This is a genomic window from Vibrio sp. QJM3NY_35 (assembly GCF_057785915.1).
The window spans coordinates 694279-710399 of sequence record NZ_CM173507.1; the positions used below are offsets into that span (position 1 = coordinate 694279).

Consider the following 16121-nt stretch of genomic DNA (forward strand, 5'->3'; position numbering starts at 1 on the left):
TCAGTTTTTACATTGGAGTAGAAAATGAAACTGCCTATTTACTTTGACTATTCAGCTACATGCCCAGTCGATCCACGAGTTGCTGAGAAAATGGTTCAGTGCATGACGATGGACGGTAACTTCGGTAACCCTGCATCTCGTTCACACCGTTACGGCTGGCAGGCAGAAGAAGCAGTAGATAATGCTCGTGAGCAAATTGCTGACCTACTAAATGCAGACCCACGTGAAATTGTTTTCACTTCTGGTGCTACAGAGTCAGATAACCTTGCGATTAAAGGTGCAGCGCACTTTTACGAGAAGAAAGGTAAGCACGTAATTACGTGCAAAACAGAACACAAAGCAGTTCTTGATCCATGTCGCCAACTAGAGCGTGAAGGTTTTGAGGTAACTTACCTTGAGCCAGAAGCAAACGGCATCATCGATCTAGACAAGCTACAAGCTGCAATGCGTGAAGACACTGTTCTAGTTTCTATCATGCACGTTAACAACGAGATTGGTGTAATCCAAGATATCTCTGCAATCGGCGAACTATGTCGTTCACGCAAGATCATCTTCCACGTTGATGCGGCGCAGTCTGCGGGTAAAATCCCACTAGACGTACAAGAGATGAAAGTTGACCTAATCTCACTTTCAGCCCACAAAATGTATGGTCCTAAAGGTATCGGTGCACTTTACGTTCGTCGTAAGCCACGTATTCGTCTTGAAGCGCAAATGCACGGCGGCGGTCATGAGCGTGGTTTCCGTTCAGGTACGCTTGCTACTCACCAAATCGTGGGTATGGGCGAAGCTTGTGCTGTTGCTAAGCAAGACATGCAGAAAGATTACGATCACGCACTAGCACTTCGTGAGCGCCTATTGAAAGGTGTTCAAGATCTAGAAGCGGTAACGGTAAACGGTGACCTAGACCAACGTGTACCACACAACCTAAACGTGAGCTTTGCTTTCGTTGAAGGTGAGTCTCTGCTTATGTCTCTAAAAGACCTAGCAGTATCATCAGGCTCTGCATGTACATCAGCGAGTCTTGAGCCTTCATACGTTCTACGTGCTCTTGGTCTGAACGATGAACTGGCACACAGCTCAGTACGTTTCTCATTCGGCCGTTTCACAACGGAAGAAGAAATCGACTACGCGATTGCACAAATTCGTGTAGCGGTAAACAAATTACGCGACATGTCTCCTCTATGGGATATGTATAAAGAAGGGATTGATTTGAACACTGTTGAGTGGGCTCATCACTAATCTCACGGAAATAGAGGATTCGAGGTAACTATCATGGCATATAGCGAAAAAGTAATTGATCACTACGAAAACCCACGTAACGTAGGTTCGTTTGATAAAGAAGACCCAAGTGTAGGTAGCGGCATGGTTGGCGCACCAGCTTGTGGTGACGTAATGAAACTGCAAATCAAGGTAACGCCAGAAGGCATTATCGAAGATGCAAAATTCAAAACTTACGGTTGCGGTAGCGCAATCGCTTCTAGCTCACTAGTAACAGAGTGGGTTAAAGGTAAAAGTATTGATGAAGCAGCGGCTATCAAAAACTCTGAAATCGCAGAAGAACTAGAGTTGCCACCAGTGAAAGTTCACTGTTCAATTCTTGCTGAAGATGCAATCAAAGCAGCAGTTGCGGATTACAAAAAGAAGCGTTAATTGCTTCATTAAGTAATCACAAAAAATAAGCAATATTTGGGAGCATCCTTTGTGCTCCCCCTGAGTTCTTAATTTATATAAAACACAAGGTTGTAGTATGGCCATCACCATGACAGATACGGCAGCAAGCCGAGTTCAAGCTTTCCTAGATAACCGAGGTAAAGGTATCGGGTTGCGCTTAGCGGTAAAAACTACTGGCTGTTCGGGCATGGCGTATGTACTGGAATTCGTTGATGAGCTTAACGAAGAAGACGAAGTGTTTGAGCATTCAGGTGTTAAGGTCATCATTGATCCAAAGAGCCTAGTTTACCTAGACGGTACTGAGCTTGATTACGTAAAAGAAGGCCTAAACGAAGGTTTTGAATTCAACAACCCTAACGCGAAAGGCGAATGTGGTTGTGGTGAGAGCTTCAACGTATAAACGCCTCAATCGTTAAGCGTTTATAGTGAGCGAAGAATAAAATTAGGCTCTGATTGAAGAGCCTAAACTTAGGACCACCGTTACATGAATCATTTCGAATTATTTGGGCTACCACTTCAGTTTCAACTGGATGGTAGCCTTCTTTCTTCTCAGTTTAGAGATCTGCAACGCCAATTCCACCCTGATAAATTTGCCACTGCTTCTGAGCGTGACCGCCTATTAGCCGTGCAAAAAGCAGCGCAAATCAATGATGCGTATCAGGTATTGAAGAATCCAATCAGCCGAGCTGAATACCTGTTAGTGCAACATGGTGAGGATATTCGTGGTGAGCAGCAGACCCTGCAAGATCCTATGTTCCTGATGGAGCAAATGGAATTGCGTGAAGAGCTTGAAGACATCGCCGACAGTTCTGAACCTGAAGATGCTTTGTTTGCATTTGAAGGAAAGGTTAGCAAAATGTATAAACAACAATTAAGCGCTATCCAACAAGAACTAGACAGTGAGGCTTGGTTAGAAGCTGCAGACCGAGTAAGAAAGCTTAAGTTTATTGCAAAATTAAAGAATGAAATCGAGTTAGTTGAAGATCGTATGATCGGCTAGTTCGTATAACAAGGACACATCCATGGCACTACTTCAGATTGCAGAACCAGGGCAAAGCGCCGCTCCTCACCAGCACAAGCTTGCTGTGGGTATTGATTTAGGTACAACAAACTCATTGGTTGCGGCAGTGCGCAGTGGTGAGGCGAGCACACTGGTTGATCAACAAGGTCGCAGTATTCTTCCTTCCGTTGTTCACTATCAGTCAGAGTCGTACACGACTGGTGATGAAGCTCGTGCAAATGCACAGACTGATCCTAAAAATACCATTATCTCAGTTAAGCGACTAATCGGTCGTTCACTGTCAGATATTCAACAGCGATACCCATCTCTGCCATATCAATTTGAAGAAAGTGATAATGGTTTGCCTGTGATTCGCACAGAGCAAGGTAACAAGAACCCAATTCAAGTATCTGCAGACATTCTGCGAGCGCTAGGTCAACGTGCTGAGTCAACACTCGGTGGTGAGCTATCTGGTGCTGTTATTACCGTTCCTGCTTACTTTGATGATGCACAGCGTGCTGGTACGAAAGACGCGGCGCAACTTGCTGGTCTTCACGTGTTACGTCTTCTTAATGAACCGACTGCCGCTGCGATTGCTTACGGCCTGGATTCAGGTAAAGAAGGGGTAATTGCTGTTTATGACTTAGGTGGCGGTACGTTTGATATCTCTATCCTACGCCTATCTAAAGGTGTCTTCGAAGTTTTAGCAACAGGTGGTGACTCTGCATTAGGCGGCGACGACTTTGACCATTTAGTTGCGGATTATTTCCAAGAACAAATGGGCTTATCAGAGCTAACAGCAGAACAGAATCGTATTCTTCTAGATGCCGCAACAGAAGCGAAGATTGGCTTATCTGAAGCGGAAAGCGTTGATGTTAACGCACTAGGTTGGTCTGGTTCATTAACTCGTGAAGAGTTTGAAGAGATCATCAAACCGCTCGTTAAGAAAACACTGCTTTCATGCCGTCGTGCACTAAAAGATGCGGAAGTTGATGCAGATGAAGTTCTAGAAGTTGTGATGGTCGGCGGTTCAACTCGCACATTACTTGTACGTGAAATGGTCGGCGACTTCTTTGGTCGTCTGCCACTAACCAGCATTAACCCTGATGAAGTGGTTGCGATTGGTGCATCGATTCAAGCGGATATCCTAGTGGGTAATAAGCCTGACTCTGAAATGCTACTACTGGACGTTATCCCTCTGTCTCTTGGTATCGAAACCATGGGCGGCTTGGTCGAAAAGATCATTCCTCGTAACACCACGATCCCTGTTGCTCGCGCACAAGAATTTACCACCTTCAAAGACGGTCAAACTGCAATGACAGTACACACCGTGCAAGGCGAACGTGAGATGGTTGACGACTGTCGTTCACTGGCTAGATTTGCTCTGAAAGGCATCCCGCCGATGACTGCAGGTGCTGCTCATATTCGTGTTACTTACCAAGTGGATGCTGATGGCCTGCTATCGGTTACCGCAATGGAGAAGAGCACTGGCGTTCAAGCTGAAATCCAAGTTAAGCCTTCTTACGGTCTGAGCGACAACGAAGTGGCTAGCATGCTGAAAGATTCGATGACGTTTGCAAAAGAAGACATGCAAGCACGTGCTCTTGCTGAACAACGTGTAGAAGCGGATCGCGTTATTGAAGGCCTTATTGCTGCGATGCAAGCTGACGGCGACGAGCTGCTTAACGAACAAGAAAAGCAACAGCTGCTACAAGCGATTGAAACACTCATCGAAGTGCGCAATGGCGACAGCGCTGATGCCATTGAAGTAGAAATTAAGAATACCGACAAAGCGAGCCAAGACTTTGCTTCTCGTCGTATGGATAAATCAATTCGTGCTGCACTGTCAGGTCAGTCAGTCGATAATATTTAATAGTTAGAGAATAGATAAACATGCCAAAGATTATTGTTTTACCTCACGAAGATCTATGTCCAGAAGGCGCTGTTTTAGAAGCAAAAACTGGTGAGACGGTTCTTGATGTTGCATTGAAGGCCGGTATTGGTATTGAACACGCATGTGAAAAATCGTGTGCATGTACAACATGTCACGTTGTGATTCGTGAAGGCTTCGACTCTTTAGAAGAGAGTGATGACCTAGAAGACGACATGCTAGATAAGGCATGGGGCTTAGAGATGGAATCTCGCCTTGGTTGCCAAGCAAAAGTGGCTAACGAAGATCTTGTAGTAGAGATTCCAAAGTACACATTGAACCTAGCGTCTGAAGATCACTAAGAACTTCTCTACAGTCATGGTGGTTTCGCCATGACTGAGATAACGGTTTAACAAAACTGGCCTAGAATATAGATCATAAAGGTGACCAAGCGTCGCTAATAAATATAAGGAAGTGTTATGAGCTTGAAGTGGATTGATTCGCGAGACATCGCAATTGAGCTATGTGATTTGTACCCTGATACTGATCCTAAAACGGTACGTTTTACCGATCTGCATCAATGGGTGCTAGACCTTGAAGAGTTTGATGACGAGCCTAACCACTCGAATGAAAAAATCTTAGAGGCTATTATTTTGTGCTGGATGGATGAGATGGATTAATCCTCTCGTCTAATGATTTGGCCGCGGGTTGGAATCACTCCAATATAAAACGCAGCCAAGTTAACAATTCTTACCAAAAAAAGCGGACCTTATGGTCCGTTTTTTTATCAAAATGACATTTTCCTCCTACATAATGCTAACATCAGTGCGCTAATAAAAAATAATCAGAATCACACACTCAAAGTGGTTCGTGACAAGGAGAAATCATGTCTACACAGATGTCAGTATTTTTAAGTCAAGAAGTTGCCCAGCCTCAGTGGGGAGCAAGAGCTATTTTATCGTTCTCAGAAGCGGGAGCGACAGTTCACATTGGTGAAGGTCACGATCTAGGTGCGGTTCAACGTGCTGGTCGTACGCTTGACGGACAAGGTATCGCATTCGTTTCACTTCGTGGTGAAGGCTGGGATCTAGAAAGCGTTTGGGCTTTTTACCAAGGCTACCGTGGACCAAAGAAAAAGAATGCATTGGAATGGGATGCACTTTCAGAAGCCGACCAAGCTGAGCTAGAAGCTCGCATCCGTGCTACTGATTGGACGCGTGACATTATCAATAAAACCGCTGAAGAAGTGGCTCCTCGTCAACTTGCGACAATGGCTGCTGAATACATCAAATCAGTGGCGCCAGCGGGCACAGTAAAAGCGAAAATCGTTAAAGACAAAGATCTCCTAACTGAAGGTTGGGAAGGCATCTACGCAGTAGGCCGTGGCTCTGAGCGTACATCAGCAATGCTACAACTGGACTTCAACCCAACAGGTGACGAAAACGCACCCGTGTTTGCTTGTCTAGTCGGTAAAGGTATTACTTTCGATTCAGGCGGCTACAGCATCAAGCCGGGCCAGTTTATGACAGCAATGAAAGCTGACATGGGTGGTGCAGCAACGATTACGGGTGGTTTAGGTCTTGCGATTGAACGTGGTCTGAACAAGCGCATCAAGCTTATCTTATGTTGTGCAGAGAACATGATCTCTGGTCGCGCATTGAAGCTTGGCGACATCATTACCTACAAAAACGGTAAGACAGTTGAGATCATGAACACCGATGCGGAAGGTCGCTTGGTGCTGGCTGATGGCCTAATGTACGCAAGTGCACAAAGCCCAGAGCTGATCATCGACTGTGCAACGCTAACGGGCGCGGCGAAAAATGCACTAGGTAATGATTACCACGCACTATTAAGTTTCGATGATGAGTTGTCTCACCAAGCGTTAACAGCGGCAAACCAAGAGAAAGAAGGCCTATGGCCACTGCCTCTTGCTGATTTCCACCGTGGTATGTTGCCTTCAAACTTTGCTGATCTTTCAAACATCAGCACAGGTGATTACACGCCGGGTGCAAGTACAGCCGCTGCGTTCCTTTCTTACTTTGTAGACGACTACAAAAAAGGTTGGATTCACATGGATTGCGCGGGTACCTACCGTAAATCAGCAAGTGATAAGTGGGCGGCAGGCGCAACGGGTATGGGTGTTCGTACACTGGCTCGTCTTCTTGTTGACCAAGCAAAATAATAATAAGAGTGAGCGGTATTTTGTGCCGCTCATTCATAAAGCTAAGATTGAAAGATCTCAGTAATTTCAGTATTTAATAACAAAAAAATGAAGTGAAGGAATCCCTATGGCTCTAGAAAGAACGTTCTCAATTGTTAAGCCGGATGCAGTTAAGCGTAACCTTGTTGGTGAAATTTACCACCGTATCGAAAAAGCAGGCCTAGAAATTATTGCTGCTAAGATGGTTCGTCTAACTGAAGAGCAAGCGAGTGGCTTCTACGCTGAACACGAAGGTAAAGAGTTCTTCTCGGCTCTTAAAGAGTTTATGACTTCTGGTCCTATCATGGTTCAAGTGCTTGAAGGCGAAAACGCGATCGCTCGTTACCGTGAATTAATGGGTAAAACTAACCCAGAAGAAGCGGCTTGCGGCACTATCCGTGCTGACTACGCAATCAGCATGCGTTACAACTCTGTACACGGCAGCGACAGCCCTGAGTCTGCAGCTCGCGAAATCGAATTCTTCTTCCCAGAATCTGAAATTTGCCCACGCCCAGCTCAATAATCGGCACAGCAAATGATTCTAAAGGCTTCACTTCGGTGAGGCCTTTTTTGTAAGTGGATTTTACGCTCTCGATAATCAATTTAGTCGTCATTCCCGAAAGCGACGAAGGAGTGCAATCGGGAATCTTTTATTTAAATTGGCTAATATCAGGCCGATAAATACAACTGTTCAAATTTTAATCGCTTAAGTTTGAATGTCTTAATAAACACAGGGTTTTACAATGCTTGTTGAAGTTGCGTAAAGCCTGTACAATTCGCGCCCTTAATTATTGTTCCGTCATTGAGAGGCATCATGACCACAGCTAAAGTCAATCTACTCGATTTTGATCGTAAAGGTCTTCGTAAATTTTTCACAGAAGAACTGAATGAGAAAGCGTTTCGAGCAGAGCAAGTGATGAAGTGGATTTATCACTTCGGTGTCGATGACTTCGAACAGATGAACAACATCAACAAAAAACTGCGTGAAAAACTTCAACGTCGTTGTGAGATTGTTGCACCTGTTGTTTCTGAAGCTCAGCACTCTTCAGATGGCACAATTAAATGGGCGATGAGCGTTGGCGACCAAGACGTTGAAACGGTATACATCCCAGATGGTGACCGTGCGACACTATGTGTATCTTCACAGGTTGGTTGTGCACTTGAATGTAAGTTCTGCTCTACAGCTCAACAAGGCTTTAACCGTAACCTAAAAGTTTCAGAGATTGTTGGCCAAATCTGGCGTGCATCTCGCGAAATCGGCCTAGAAAAAGAAACAGGTCGTCGTCCAATTACTAACGTCGTAATGATGGGTATGGGCGAACCTCTATTGAACATGAAGAACCTAATGCCATCATTAGAAATCATGCTTGATGATCTAGGTTTCGCACTGTCTAAGCGTCGTGTAACTGTATCAACTTCTGGTGTTGTTTCTGGCCTTGACCAAATGACAGACAACATCGATGTAGCATTGGCTATTTCTCTACACGCGCCAAACGATGCACTACGTAGCCAAATCATGCCGATCAACGACCGTTGGGATATTCAAGACTTCCTAGCATCTGTTCGTCGTTACATTGCATCTTCAAACGCTAACCGCGGTAAAGTAACGGTTGAGTACGTGCTATTGGATCATGTGAATGATGATATGGACCACGCACGTGAACTTGCAGAGCTAATGAAAGAGACGCCTTGTAAGATCAACTTGATTCCATTCAACCCTTACCCGGGTTCGCCTTATAAGAAGCCAAGCAACTCTCGTATTGATCGCTTCCAAAAAACGCTGATGGAATACAACTACACAGTAACCGTTCGTAAGACTCGTGGTGATGATATTGATGCCGCGTGTGGTCAGTTAGTCGGTGATGTGATTGATAGAACCAAACGTACCAAAATGATCAAAGCAGCCTCTGAAGCGAACTTGATTGCCGGTGGTGTGATTGAAGTAAAAGCGGTATAAAACGCGATTAGAACCTAAACAAGCCAGAAGTCCTACTTCTGGCTTGTTGCTTTTCTGGGGTACAGTTTTTGATTTTTTGGACTTCTTGCCCACGCTTTCTTACATTTTTCGTCAAATTTTGGACAAAACCATGAGCTGACGGTAAATTTTGTTTAAAGTGTTTTTGCCTTGTAATGGCATTAGCTTATGATTAACTAATCTTAAATTAATTTAAGTGCTCGCTTGCTACTGATCATCAATATGTCTATTTAGGTTGGCTACTTGATAAACTAGCTTCCTGAGAAGGTCATCCATAACAAATGAATGATGTTCGCCTTTAAGGGTTGATGATTTAGATAGCAGGAAAAATTCCACATAACGTGGGTTGTTAGATTGAGCTTAAACGACAATAAGAAAACGCTCTCCTCAACCTGCGATAATACTTTAGAAGTTCACTCTCTATGAACACAGAACAAGATACACAAACGCAAGAAACCGTAGCTCCAGCTTTGGAAGCGGGAACGCTGCTTAAGAACAAACGAGAATCTCTTGGTTTAACGCAAAAGCAGATTTCTGATCGCTTGAAACTTCGCGTTACGCTGATCCAACAAATTGAAGAAAACCAATTCGAGTCAGATCAAGTGGCGACGTTTATGCGTGGCTATATTCGTTCATACGCGAAATACGTCAATCTTGACGAAAAAGTCGTATTGAGTGCGCTGCATCATGCCGGTGATGCTCAGCATCAAGAGCAAGAAATGTTGAGCTTTTCTCGTAAGACCAAAACCGAGAAGCACAACAGCCGTATTATGATCCTGACTTGGAGTATTTTTGCGGTCATTGCGGGTATTTCCTCACTTTGGTGGTGGCAGAACCAACAACAAGACACCCTATCTCAATCTTTAGCGAATACTGAAAGCTCAGAAGAGCTAGCTGTAGAAGAATCACTTGCCCCTGAATTCACCTCTTTAGAAGTGATTGAAGCTGAACAAAACGAAGCGGCTGCTTCTGTTGTTGAAGGTACTGAAGGCCTTGCTGCAATAAGCGATGCGGAAGATACTTCAGGTGCTGTTACTCCAGCTGACGAAACTCCTGCACAGCAAGCAACAGAGACAGAATCAACTGCTGAAGTTACTGCTAATGCAGAAGCGGTTGAAGCAAGCACGGCTCCTGAAGCTGTGGCTAACGAGCTAGTCATGCAGTTCTCTGCTGATTGCTGGATCCAAGTAAAAGATGCAACGGGTAAAACCTTGTCGACTGGCATCAAAAAAGCAGGTCAGTCGTTAAATCTATCAGGAACTGCGCCATATAAAGTGATTCTAGGTGCGCCAGAAGGCGTATCAATGACATTTGCAAGTGAACCTGTCGACCTTTCTGGGTATACTTCAGGCAAAGTAGCTAGAATAACCTTACCTTAGAGTTAATATGCAACACGAATCTCCTATTATTCGTCGCAAATCAACCCGTATTTATGTGGGTGATGTGCCGATCGGTGATGGTGCACCAATTGCTGTGCAATCCATGACCAACACAAGAACAACAGATGTAGCCGCGACCGTTGCTCAAATTAGAGCTCTGGAAAAAGTTGGCGCTGATATCGTTCGCGTATCTGTACCGACTATGGATGCAGCTGAAGCCTTCAAGCTAATCAAGCAGCAGGTTTCTGTTCCTTTGGTTGCTGATATTCACTTCGACTACCGTATCGCACTTAAAGTGGCGGAATACGGCGTTGACTGTCTGCGTATCAACCCAGGTAACATCGGTAACGAAAGCCGTATCCGCTCAGTTGTTGATTGTGCACGTGATATGAATATTCCGATTCGTATTGGTGTTAACGGCGGTTCTCTTGAGAAAGAGATCCAAGAGAAATACACAGAACCTACAGCTGAAGCGCTTGTTGAATCAGCAATGCGCCACGTCGATATCCTAGACCGTCTGAACTTTGATCAATTCAAAGTCAGCGTTAAGGCGTCTGATGTCTTCCTTGCTGTCGGTTCTTACCGTTTGCTGGCTAAGCAGATTGATCAACCTCTTCACCTTGGCATTACCGAAGCGGGTGGTGCGCGTGCAGGCTCTGTGAAGTCAGCGGTAGGTTTAGGTATGCTTCTTTCTGAAGGTATCGGCGATACGCTACGTATCTCGCTAGCCGCTGATCCTGTTGAAGAGATCAAAGTTGGCTTTGATATTCTTAAATCTTTGCGCATTCGCTCGCGTGGCATCAACTTCATTGCGTGCCCGAGCTGTTCACGTCAAGAGTTCGATGTTATTAACACCGTTAATGCCCTTGAAGAGCGCCTAGAAGACGTTATTACACCAATGGATGTATCAATCATCGGTTGTGTGGTTAACGGCCCTGGTGAAGCTGAAGTGTCTCACTTAGGTTTAGCGGGTAGTGCACGTAAGAGTGCCTTCTACGAAGACGGTAAGCGTCAGAAAGAGCGTTTTGACAACGATGACCTTGTCGACAAGCTTGAAGCAAAGATCCGAGCAAAAGCGTCAGTGCTTGATAAAGCAAATCGCATTGATGTAGAAAACTTAGAAGATTAATACAACGCGATGGGGTGTGATTGTCTATTCGCACTAACACCTGGTCGTGAGAAATTACGGAATAAATACTGTGGCTAAAAATATCCAAGCAATTCGAGGCATGAACGACTGCCTTCCAACTCAATCACCACTGTGGCAGAAAGTAGAAAGCGCAGTTAAAAACGTGGTGAGCGCATACGGTTACAACGAAGTACGTATGCCAATCGTTGAAGAAACGAACCTATTTAGCCGTGCGGTTGGTGAAGAGACTGATGTTGTTTCTAAAGAAATGTACACCTTTGATGACCGTAATGGCGATAGCCTAACGCTGCGTCCAGAAGGCACAGCAGGTTGTGTACGTTCATGTATTCAAAACAGCCTTATCAACCGTGATGAACAGCGCCTATGGTACATGGGTCCAATGTTCCGTCACGAGCGTCCTCAAAAAGGTCGTTACCGTCAATTCCACCAATGTGGTGTGGAAGTGTTTGGCCTAGACGGTCCAGATGTAGACGCAGAACTTATCATGATGACAGCACGTCTATGGCGTGAGCTAGGTATCGATAAGCACGTTCGCCTAGAGCTGAACTCAATCGGTTCTCAAGAAGATCGCGTAAGCTACCGCACTGCGTTAGTGGCTTTCCTTGAGCAACATATCGATGTGCTAGATGAAGACTGCAAACGTCGCATGCACACCAACCCGCTTCGTGTACTAGATACTAAGAACCCAGACGTTCAAGCTATCTTAGGTGACGCACCTCGACTATCTGAATATTTAGGTGAAGAGTCGAAGCAACATTTTGCTGGTTTGTGTGAACTTCTTGACGCTGTTGGTATCGAATACCAAGTTAATGAGCGTCTAGTACGCGGCCTAGATTACTACAACCGCACTGTATTTGAGTGGATCACTGACAGCCTTGGTGCACAAGGTACAGTATGTGGCGGTGGCCGTTACGATGGTCTTGTTGAGCAACTAGGCGGCAAAGCAACTAATGCGGTTGGCTTCGCAATGGGTCTAGAGCGTCTGGTTCTGATGATGGAAACGCTAGAGCTTACAGAAGTTCGCCGTAGCGTTGATGTTTACGTAGTTGCTGCTGGCGAAGGTACTATGATCGCGGGCATGCAGTTAGCGAATCAATTACGCGATACCGTTGAAGGCGTGCGTGTAATGAACCACTTCGGTGGTGGTAACTTCAAGAAGCAATTCAAACGTGCTGACAAAGTAGGTGCTGTTGTAGCGCTTGTACTTGGTGAGAACGAAGTTGCTGATAATACAGTAGTGCTAAAAGATTTGGTTGGCGGCGAGCAAGAAACCGTGTCTCAAACGGAAGTTGCAGAGAAAGTTGCTGCGCTAATCTAATTAGCCCTTGAGCAAACGCTCATAATGAATACTAACGTCAGCACTATGCTGGCGTTTAAAGAATTTAAAGAGGACAGGAAGTGGAACTTTACGATAGCGAAGAGCAACAGGTTGAAGCCATTAAAGATTGGTGGAAAGAGAACGGTAAAGCCGTAATCTTTGGTGCGGTTATTGGTTTAGGTGGTCTATTTGGCTGGCGCTATTACCAAGATTCAGTAGTTGAAGCGCGTGAAGCAGCTTCAGAAAGCTACACTTCTGTAATTTCAGCTCTTGATGTTAAGGGCGTTGATGCTCAATCTGATATTCAAGCTTTCATCGACGCGAACAAAGACGCTGAGTACTCAGTACTTGCTGCTATGCAACTAGCAAAAGTACAAGTACAAGCAGGCGATCTAGCGGCGGCACTTGAACAGCTAGAGTGGGCAAAATCGGCAACTAAGGACGCGGCACTTGCGCCACTACTTACTTACCGTGTTGCACGTATTAGAGCTGAGCAAGGTGAATTTGACGCAGCATTGACTGACCTTGCGGCAATGACCGACGAATCTTGGAAAGGCCGTGTTGCTGAACTACGCGGTGATATTTCACTTCGTAAAGGCGACACTGACGCAGCATACAGTGCTTACACAGAAGCACAGCAAGCTGTTGATGCTAGCCAAACGCTTCAAATCAAACTTGACGACCTAGCTAAATAAGGCGCTTTGAATGAAGAAGATGTTTCCAAAAGCGGCGTTGTGTGCGATTGCTCTTGGCCTACTAGCTGGCTGTGCGGGTGAAGAAGACACCGTAATCATGGCTCCAGTACCAACGGTAAACAGCGAGTTCACTCCTAGTCAGGAATGGTCGACGTCGGTTGGTGATGGTGTTGGTCACTACTTTTCAAAACTAACGCCAGAATTGGCTTACGACAAAGTGTTTGTTGCAAGCCGTGAAGGTATGGTTAAAGCGCTTGATCCTGATACAGGCAAAGAGCTGTGGAAAGTCGATCTTGAGAAAGACGTACTGGCTCGTTTATCAGGCGGCCTAACGGCGGCTTACGGTAAAGTATTTGTTGGTTCTGAAAATGGCGAAGTGATCGCACTGGAAGAATCGACCGGTGAAGAGCTGTGGCGTGTATCAGTGAATGGCGAGGTGCTTGCATCCCCAGCAACTGATAGCAACATGGTCATTGTTCATACCAGTCGCGGTATGTTGATCGCGTTAGATCAAGCAAGCGGTGAACAAAAATGGACCATCAGTACGGAAGTACCAAGCCTAACACTGCGAGGCGATAGCTCGCCTGTTGCGGTTTCTGGTGGTGTATTCTGGGGTACAGCAAACGGTCGTTTAGCAGCAGCTATCGTGGACCGTGGTCAGCTTATTTGGCAACAGCCAGTAGGTACGCCAAAAGGTGCTACGGAAATTGATCGCTTGGTGGATGTTGATGCATCACCAATTGTTCTTGGCGGGACTCTATATACCGTAGGTATCAATGGTCAGCTTATCGCTATCGACCTTCGTTCTGGTAAGCCAGTTTGGAAGCGTAACTACTCGTCTGCGATTGATTTAGCAAGTGACGGTAGTCGCTTGTTCGTTGTTACCGACAAAGACCATGTGGTTGCGGTTGATGCGCGTAGTGGTACTGAACTTTGGAGCACTCCATTGTTAGAAAACCGCTTACTGACAGCACCTGCTATTATTAATGGTTATGTAGTCGTGGGTGACACCGAAGGTTATCTGCACTGGTTAGATCGTTCATCGGGTGAGTTTGTTGCTCAACAGCTCGTCGATGATAGCGGCTTTGCGGTTGCACCAATTGAATTACCTGAAGGCTACTTAGTGACGACTCGCAATGGCGATGTAAAGAAACTGACGATTAGCCAATAAAAGCGTGATATAATTCACAGTCGGCTCCTGGTTGGTAACAGCCAGGAGCCGTTTTGTTGTTAAAAATTAATAAACCGTGTGGTTATAGGTAAGAGTTTAAACTTGCGAACAAGTGCTTACCTATAACTACATTTAGAGAAGAAATTGTAGAGGTTGTTATGGTACCTGTTGTTGCTCTAGTAGGGCGTCCGAACGTAGGTAAATCTACGTTATTTAACCGATTGACTCGAACTCGTGATGCATTGGTTGCGGATTTCCCTGGCTTAACGCGTGACCGTAAATACGGCCATGCTCATTTTAGCGAGCATGACTTTATTGTTATTGACACTGGCGGTATCGACGGTACTGAAGAAGGTGTTGAAACTAAAATGGCTGAACAGTCGCTAGCGGCGATTGATGAAGCTGATGTTGTTCTATTTATGGTTGATGGCCGTGCTGGTCTAACACCATCTGACGTTGCGATTGCTAAGCACCTTCGTCAACTAGAAAAGCCTTCAATGCTAGTAGTAAACAAGGTTGACGGTATCGACCCTGATGCTGCAAGTGCTGACTTCTGGCAACTAGGCGTAGAAGACATGTATCAAATCGCAGCTGCGCACGGTCGTGGTGTAACAGCGCTGATTGATCTTGCTCTTAACCCGTTCGCAGAAGCACTAAAAGCGGAAAATGGCGAAGTAAGCGATTTAACTGAGTTTGAAGACGAAGAAGAAGAGCAGGTTGAATTCACAGAAGAAGAAGCTGAAGAAGAATTCAAGCGTCTTCAAGATCAACCAATCAAGCTAGCGATCATTGGTCGTCCTAACGTAGGTAAATCAACACTAACTAACCGTATTCTTGGTGAAGAGCGTGTGGTTGTTTACGATATGCCTGGTACGACTCGTGACTCTATCTACATCCCAATGCAGCGTGACGAGCGTGAATACGTTCTAATCGATACTGCGGGTGTTCGTCGTCGTAAGAACATCAACGAAACAGTCGAGAAGTTCTCAGTAGTTAAAACACTGAAAGCGATTGAAGATGCGAACGTTGTATTGCTGCTTATCGATGCTCGTGAAAACATCTCTGATCAAGATCTAAGTTTGTTAGGCTTTGCGTTGAACGCAGGTCGTTCAATCGTGATTGCGGTAAACAAGTGGGATGGCCTAGATAACGACGTTAAAGAACGCGTTAAGAAAGAGCTAGACCGTCGTTTAGGTTTCGTTGATTTCGCACGTATTCACTTTATCTCTGCACTTCACGGTACAGGCGTTGGTCACTTGTTTGAGTCTGTTCAAGAAGCTTACAAGTCAGCGACAACACGTGTTGGTACTTCTGTTCTGACTCGTATCATGAAAATGGCAACGGATGATCACCAACCGCCTATGGTTCGTGGCCGTCGTGTGAAACTTAAATACGCGCATGCTGGTGGCTATAACCCACCTATTATCGTTATCCACGGTAACCAAGTTCGTAACTTGCCAGATTCGTACAAACGATTCCTAATGAACTACTACCGTCGTTCATTAGAGATTATGGGTACACCGATTCGTATTCAATTCCAGAACAGCGAAAACCCGTTTGAAGCGAAAACAAACAAGCTAACGATTTCTCAGGAACGCAAACGTAAGCGTATGATGAGCATGATGAAAGGCCGTAAATAACCCTTTCTAATCGATTTGATACCCGAGCCTGTCTCGGGTATTTTTTTAAGCA

16 protein-coding genes are annotated in these 16121 nt (G+C 45.2%); all 16 read left to right on the forward strand.

All coding sequences use genetic code 11. The features are described 5' to 3' along the window. Positions 1-24 precede the first annotated feature (24 nt). The 16 genes from AC3CH3_RS03110 to der all read left to right on the forward strand — a co-directional run bounded on the left by AC3CH3_RS03110 (position 25) and on the right by der (position 16069). Positions 25-1239: an IscS subfamily cysteine desulfurase gene (locus tag AC3CH3_RS03110; protein ID WP_017629866.1), complete on the forward strand. Its 1215-nt coding sequence runs from the start codon at positions 25-27 to the stop codon at positions 1237-1239. 33 nt (positions 1240-1272) lie between these two features. Further along, positions 1273-1650, forward strand: coding sequence for a Fe-S cluster assembly scaffold IscU (gene iscU, locus AC3CH3_RS03115; RefSeq protein ID WP_004740340.1), 378 nt, complete (start codon positions 1273-1275; stop codon positions 1648-1650). Between the two features lie 97 nt (positions 1651-1747). Beyond that, positions 1748-2071, forward strand: a complete 324-nt coding sequence (iscA, locus tag AC3CH3_RS03120) for an iron-sulfur cluster assembly protein IscA (RefSeq protein WP_010440519.1) — start codon at positions 1748-1750, stop codon at positions 2069-2071. Between the two features lie 84 nt (positions 2072-2155). Further along, positions 2156-2671 carry a co-chaperone HscB gene (hscB, locus tag AC3CH3_RS03125; RefSeq protein WP_488537712.1) on the forward strand — a complete coding sequence of 172 codons (516 nt, stop codon included), beginning with the start codon at positions 2156-2158 and terminating at the stop codon, positions 2669-2671. A gap of 22 nt (positions 2672-2693) precedes the next feature. Beyond that, a complete protein-coding gene (hscA, locus tag AC3CH3_RS03130; protein WP_488537713.1) occupies positions 2694-4544 on the forward strand; it encodes a Fe-S protein assembly chaperone HscA in 1851 nt (616 codons plus the stop codon). Positions 4545-4564: 20 nt separating this feature from the next. Beyond that, complete coding sequence (fdx, locus tag AC3CH3_RS03135; RefSeq protein ID WP_017629863.1) at positions 4565-4903, forward strand: ISC system 2Fe-2S type ferredoxin; 339 nt, start codon at positions 4565-4567, stop codon at positions 4901-4903. A 117-nt stretch (positions 4904-5020) separates the two neighbouring features. Then, the gene (gene iscX / locus AC3CH3_RS03140) at positions 5021-5221 is read left to right on the forward strand and encodes a Fe-S cluster assembly protein IscX (RefSeq protein WP_004740335.1); all 201 of its coding nucleotides are present in this window, start codon (positions 5021-5023) and stop codon (positions 5219-5221) included. A 206-nt stretch (positions 5222-5427) separates the two neighbouring features. Beyond that, entirely contained in the window at positions 5428-6723 is a 1296-nt protein-coding gene (pepB, locus tag AC3CH3_RS03145) for an aminopeptidase PepB (protein ID WP_488537714.1), read from the forward strand. Positions 6724-6829: 106 nt separating this feature from the next. After that, positions 6830-7264: a nucleoside-diphosphate kinase gene (gene ndk, locus AC3CH3_RS03150; protein ID WP_488537715.1), complete on the forward strand. Its 435-nt coding sequence runs from the start codon at positions 6830-6832 to the stop codon at positions 7262-7264. 291 nt (positions 7265-7555) lie between these two features. Next, positions 7556-8698 carry a dual-specificity RNA methyltransferase RlmN gene (rlmN, locus tag AC3CH3_RS03155; RefSeq protein WP_019822113.1) on the forward strand — a complete coding sequence of 381 codons (1143 nt, stop codon included), beginning with the start codon at positions 7556-7558 and terminating at the stop codon, positions 8696-8698. A 440-nt stretch (positions 8699-9138) separates the two neighbouring features. After that, positions 9139-10095: a cytoskeleton protein RodZ gene (gene rodZ / locus AC3CH3_RS03160; protein ID WP_488537716.1), complete on the forward strand. Its 957-nt coding sequence runs from the start codon at positions 9139-9141 to the stop codon at positions 10093-10095. Positions 10096-10102: 7 nt separating this feature from the next. Next, complete coding sequence (gene ispG / locus AC3CH3_RS03165) at positions 10103-11224, forward strand: flavodoxin-dependent (E)-4-hydroxy-3-methylbut-2-enyl-diphosphate synthase (RefSeq protein WP_009848294.1); 1122 nt, start codon at positions 10103-10105, stop codon at positions 11222-11224. Between the two features lie 70 nt (positions 11225-11294). Beyond that, positions 11295-12563, forward strand: coding sequence for a histidine--tRNA ligase (gene hisS / locus AC3CH3_RS03170; protein ID WP_017062514.1), 1269 nt, complete (start codon positions 11295-11297; stop codon positions 12561-12563). Between the two features lie 80 nt (positions 12564-12643). Then, on the forward strand, positions 12644-13258 hold the full coding sequence (locus tag AC3CH3_RS03175) for a YfgM family protein (protein WP_488537717.1): 615 nt from the start codon (positions 12644-12646) through the stop codon (positions 13256-13258). Positions 13259-13268: 10 nt separating this feature from the next. Further along, positions 13269-14429, forward strand: a complete 1161-nt coding sequence (bamB, locus tag AC3CH3_RS03180) for an outer membrane protein assembly factor BamB (protein ID WP_086774923.1) — start codon at positions 13269-13271, stop codon at positions 14427-14429. 158 nt (positions 14430-14587) lie between these two features. After that, positions 14588-16069, forward strand: coding sequence for a ribosome biogenesis GTPase Der (gene der / locus AC3CH3_RS03185; protein WP_488537718.1), 1482 nt, complete (start codon positions 14588-14590; stop codon positions 16067-16069). Positions 16070-16121 lie beyond the last annotated feature (52 nt).

What these genes read in the sequence shown, in the direction of transcription:
- AC3CH3_RS03110 (WP_017629866.1), top strand. Translation starts at nt 25, where the DNA reads ATGAAACTGCCTATTTACTTTGACTATTCAGCTACATGCCCAGTCGAT.
- iscU (WP_004740340.1), top strand. Translation starts at nt 1,273, where the DNA reads ATGGCATATAGCGAAAAAGTAATTGATCACTACGAAAACCCACGTAAC.
- iscA (WP_010440519.1), top strand. Translation starts at nt 1,748, where the DNA reads ATGGCCATCACCATGACAGATACGGCAGCAAGCCGAGTTCAAGCTTTC.
- hscB (WP_488537712.1), top strand. Translation starts at nt 2,156, where the DNA reads ATGAATCATTTCGAATTATTTGGGCTACCACTTCAGTTTCAACTGGAT.
- hscA (WP_488537713.1), top strand. Translation starts at nt 2,694, where the DNA reads ATGGCACTACTTCAGATTGCAGAACCAGGGCAAAGCGCCGCTCCTCAC.
- fdx (WP_017629863.1), top strand. Translation starts at nt 4,565, where the DNA reads ATGCCAAAGATTATTGTTTTACCTCACGAAGATCTATGTCCAGAAGGC.
- iscX (WP_004740335.1), top strand. Translation starts at nt 5,021, where the DNA reads ATGAGCTTGAAGTGGATTGATTCGCGAGACATCGCAATTGAGCTATGT.
- pepB (WP_488537714.1), top strand. Translation starts at nt 5,428, where the DNA reads ATGTCTACACAGATGTCAGTATTTTTAAGTCAAGAAGTTGCCCAGCCT.
- ndk (WP_488537715.1), top strand. Translation starts at nt 6,830, where the DNA reads ATGGCTCTAGAAAGAACGTTCTCAATTGTTAAGCCGGATGCAGTTAAG.
- rlmN (WP_019822113.1), top strand. Translation starts at nt 7,556, where the DNA reads ATGACCACAGCTAAAGTCAATCTACTCGATTTTGATCGTAAAGGTCTT.
- rodZ (WP_488537716.1), top strand. Translation starts at nt 9,139, where the DNA reads ATGAACACAGAACAAGATACACAAACGCAAGAAACCGTAGCTCCAGCT.
- ispG (WP_009848294.1), top strand. Translation starts at nt 10,103, where the DNA reads ATGCAACACGAATCTCCTATTATTCGTCGCAAATCAACCCGTATTTAT.
- bamB (WP_086774923.1), top strand. Translation starts at nt 13,269, where the DNA reads ATGAAGAAGATGTTTCCAAAAGCGGCGTTGTGTGCGATTGCTCTTGGC.
- der (WP_488537718.1), top strand. Translation starts at nt 14,588, where the DNA reads ATGGTACCTGTTGTTGCTCTAGTAGGGCGTCCGAACGTAGGTAAATCT.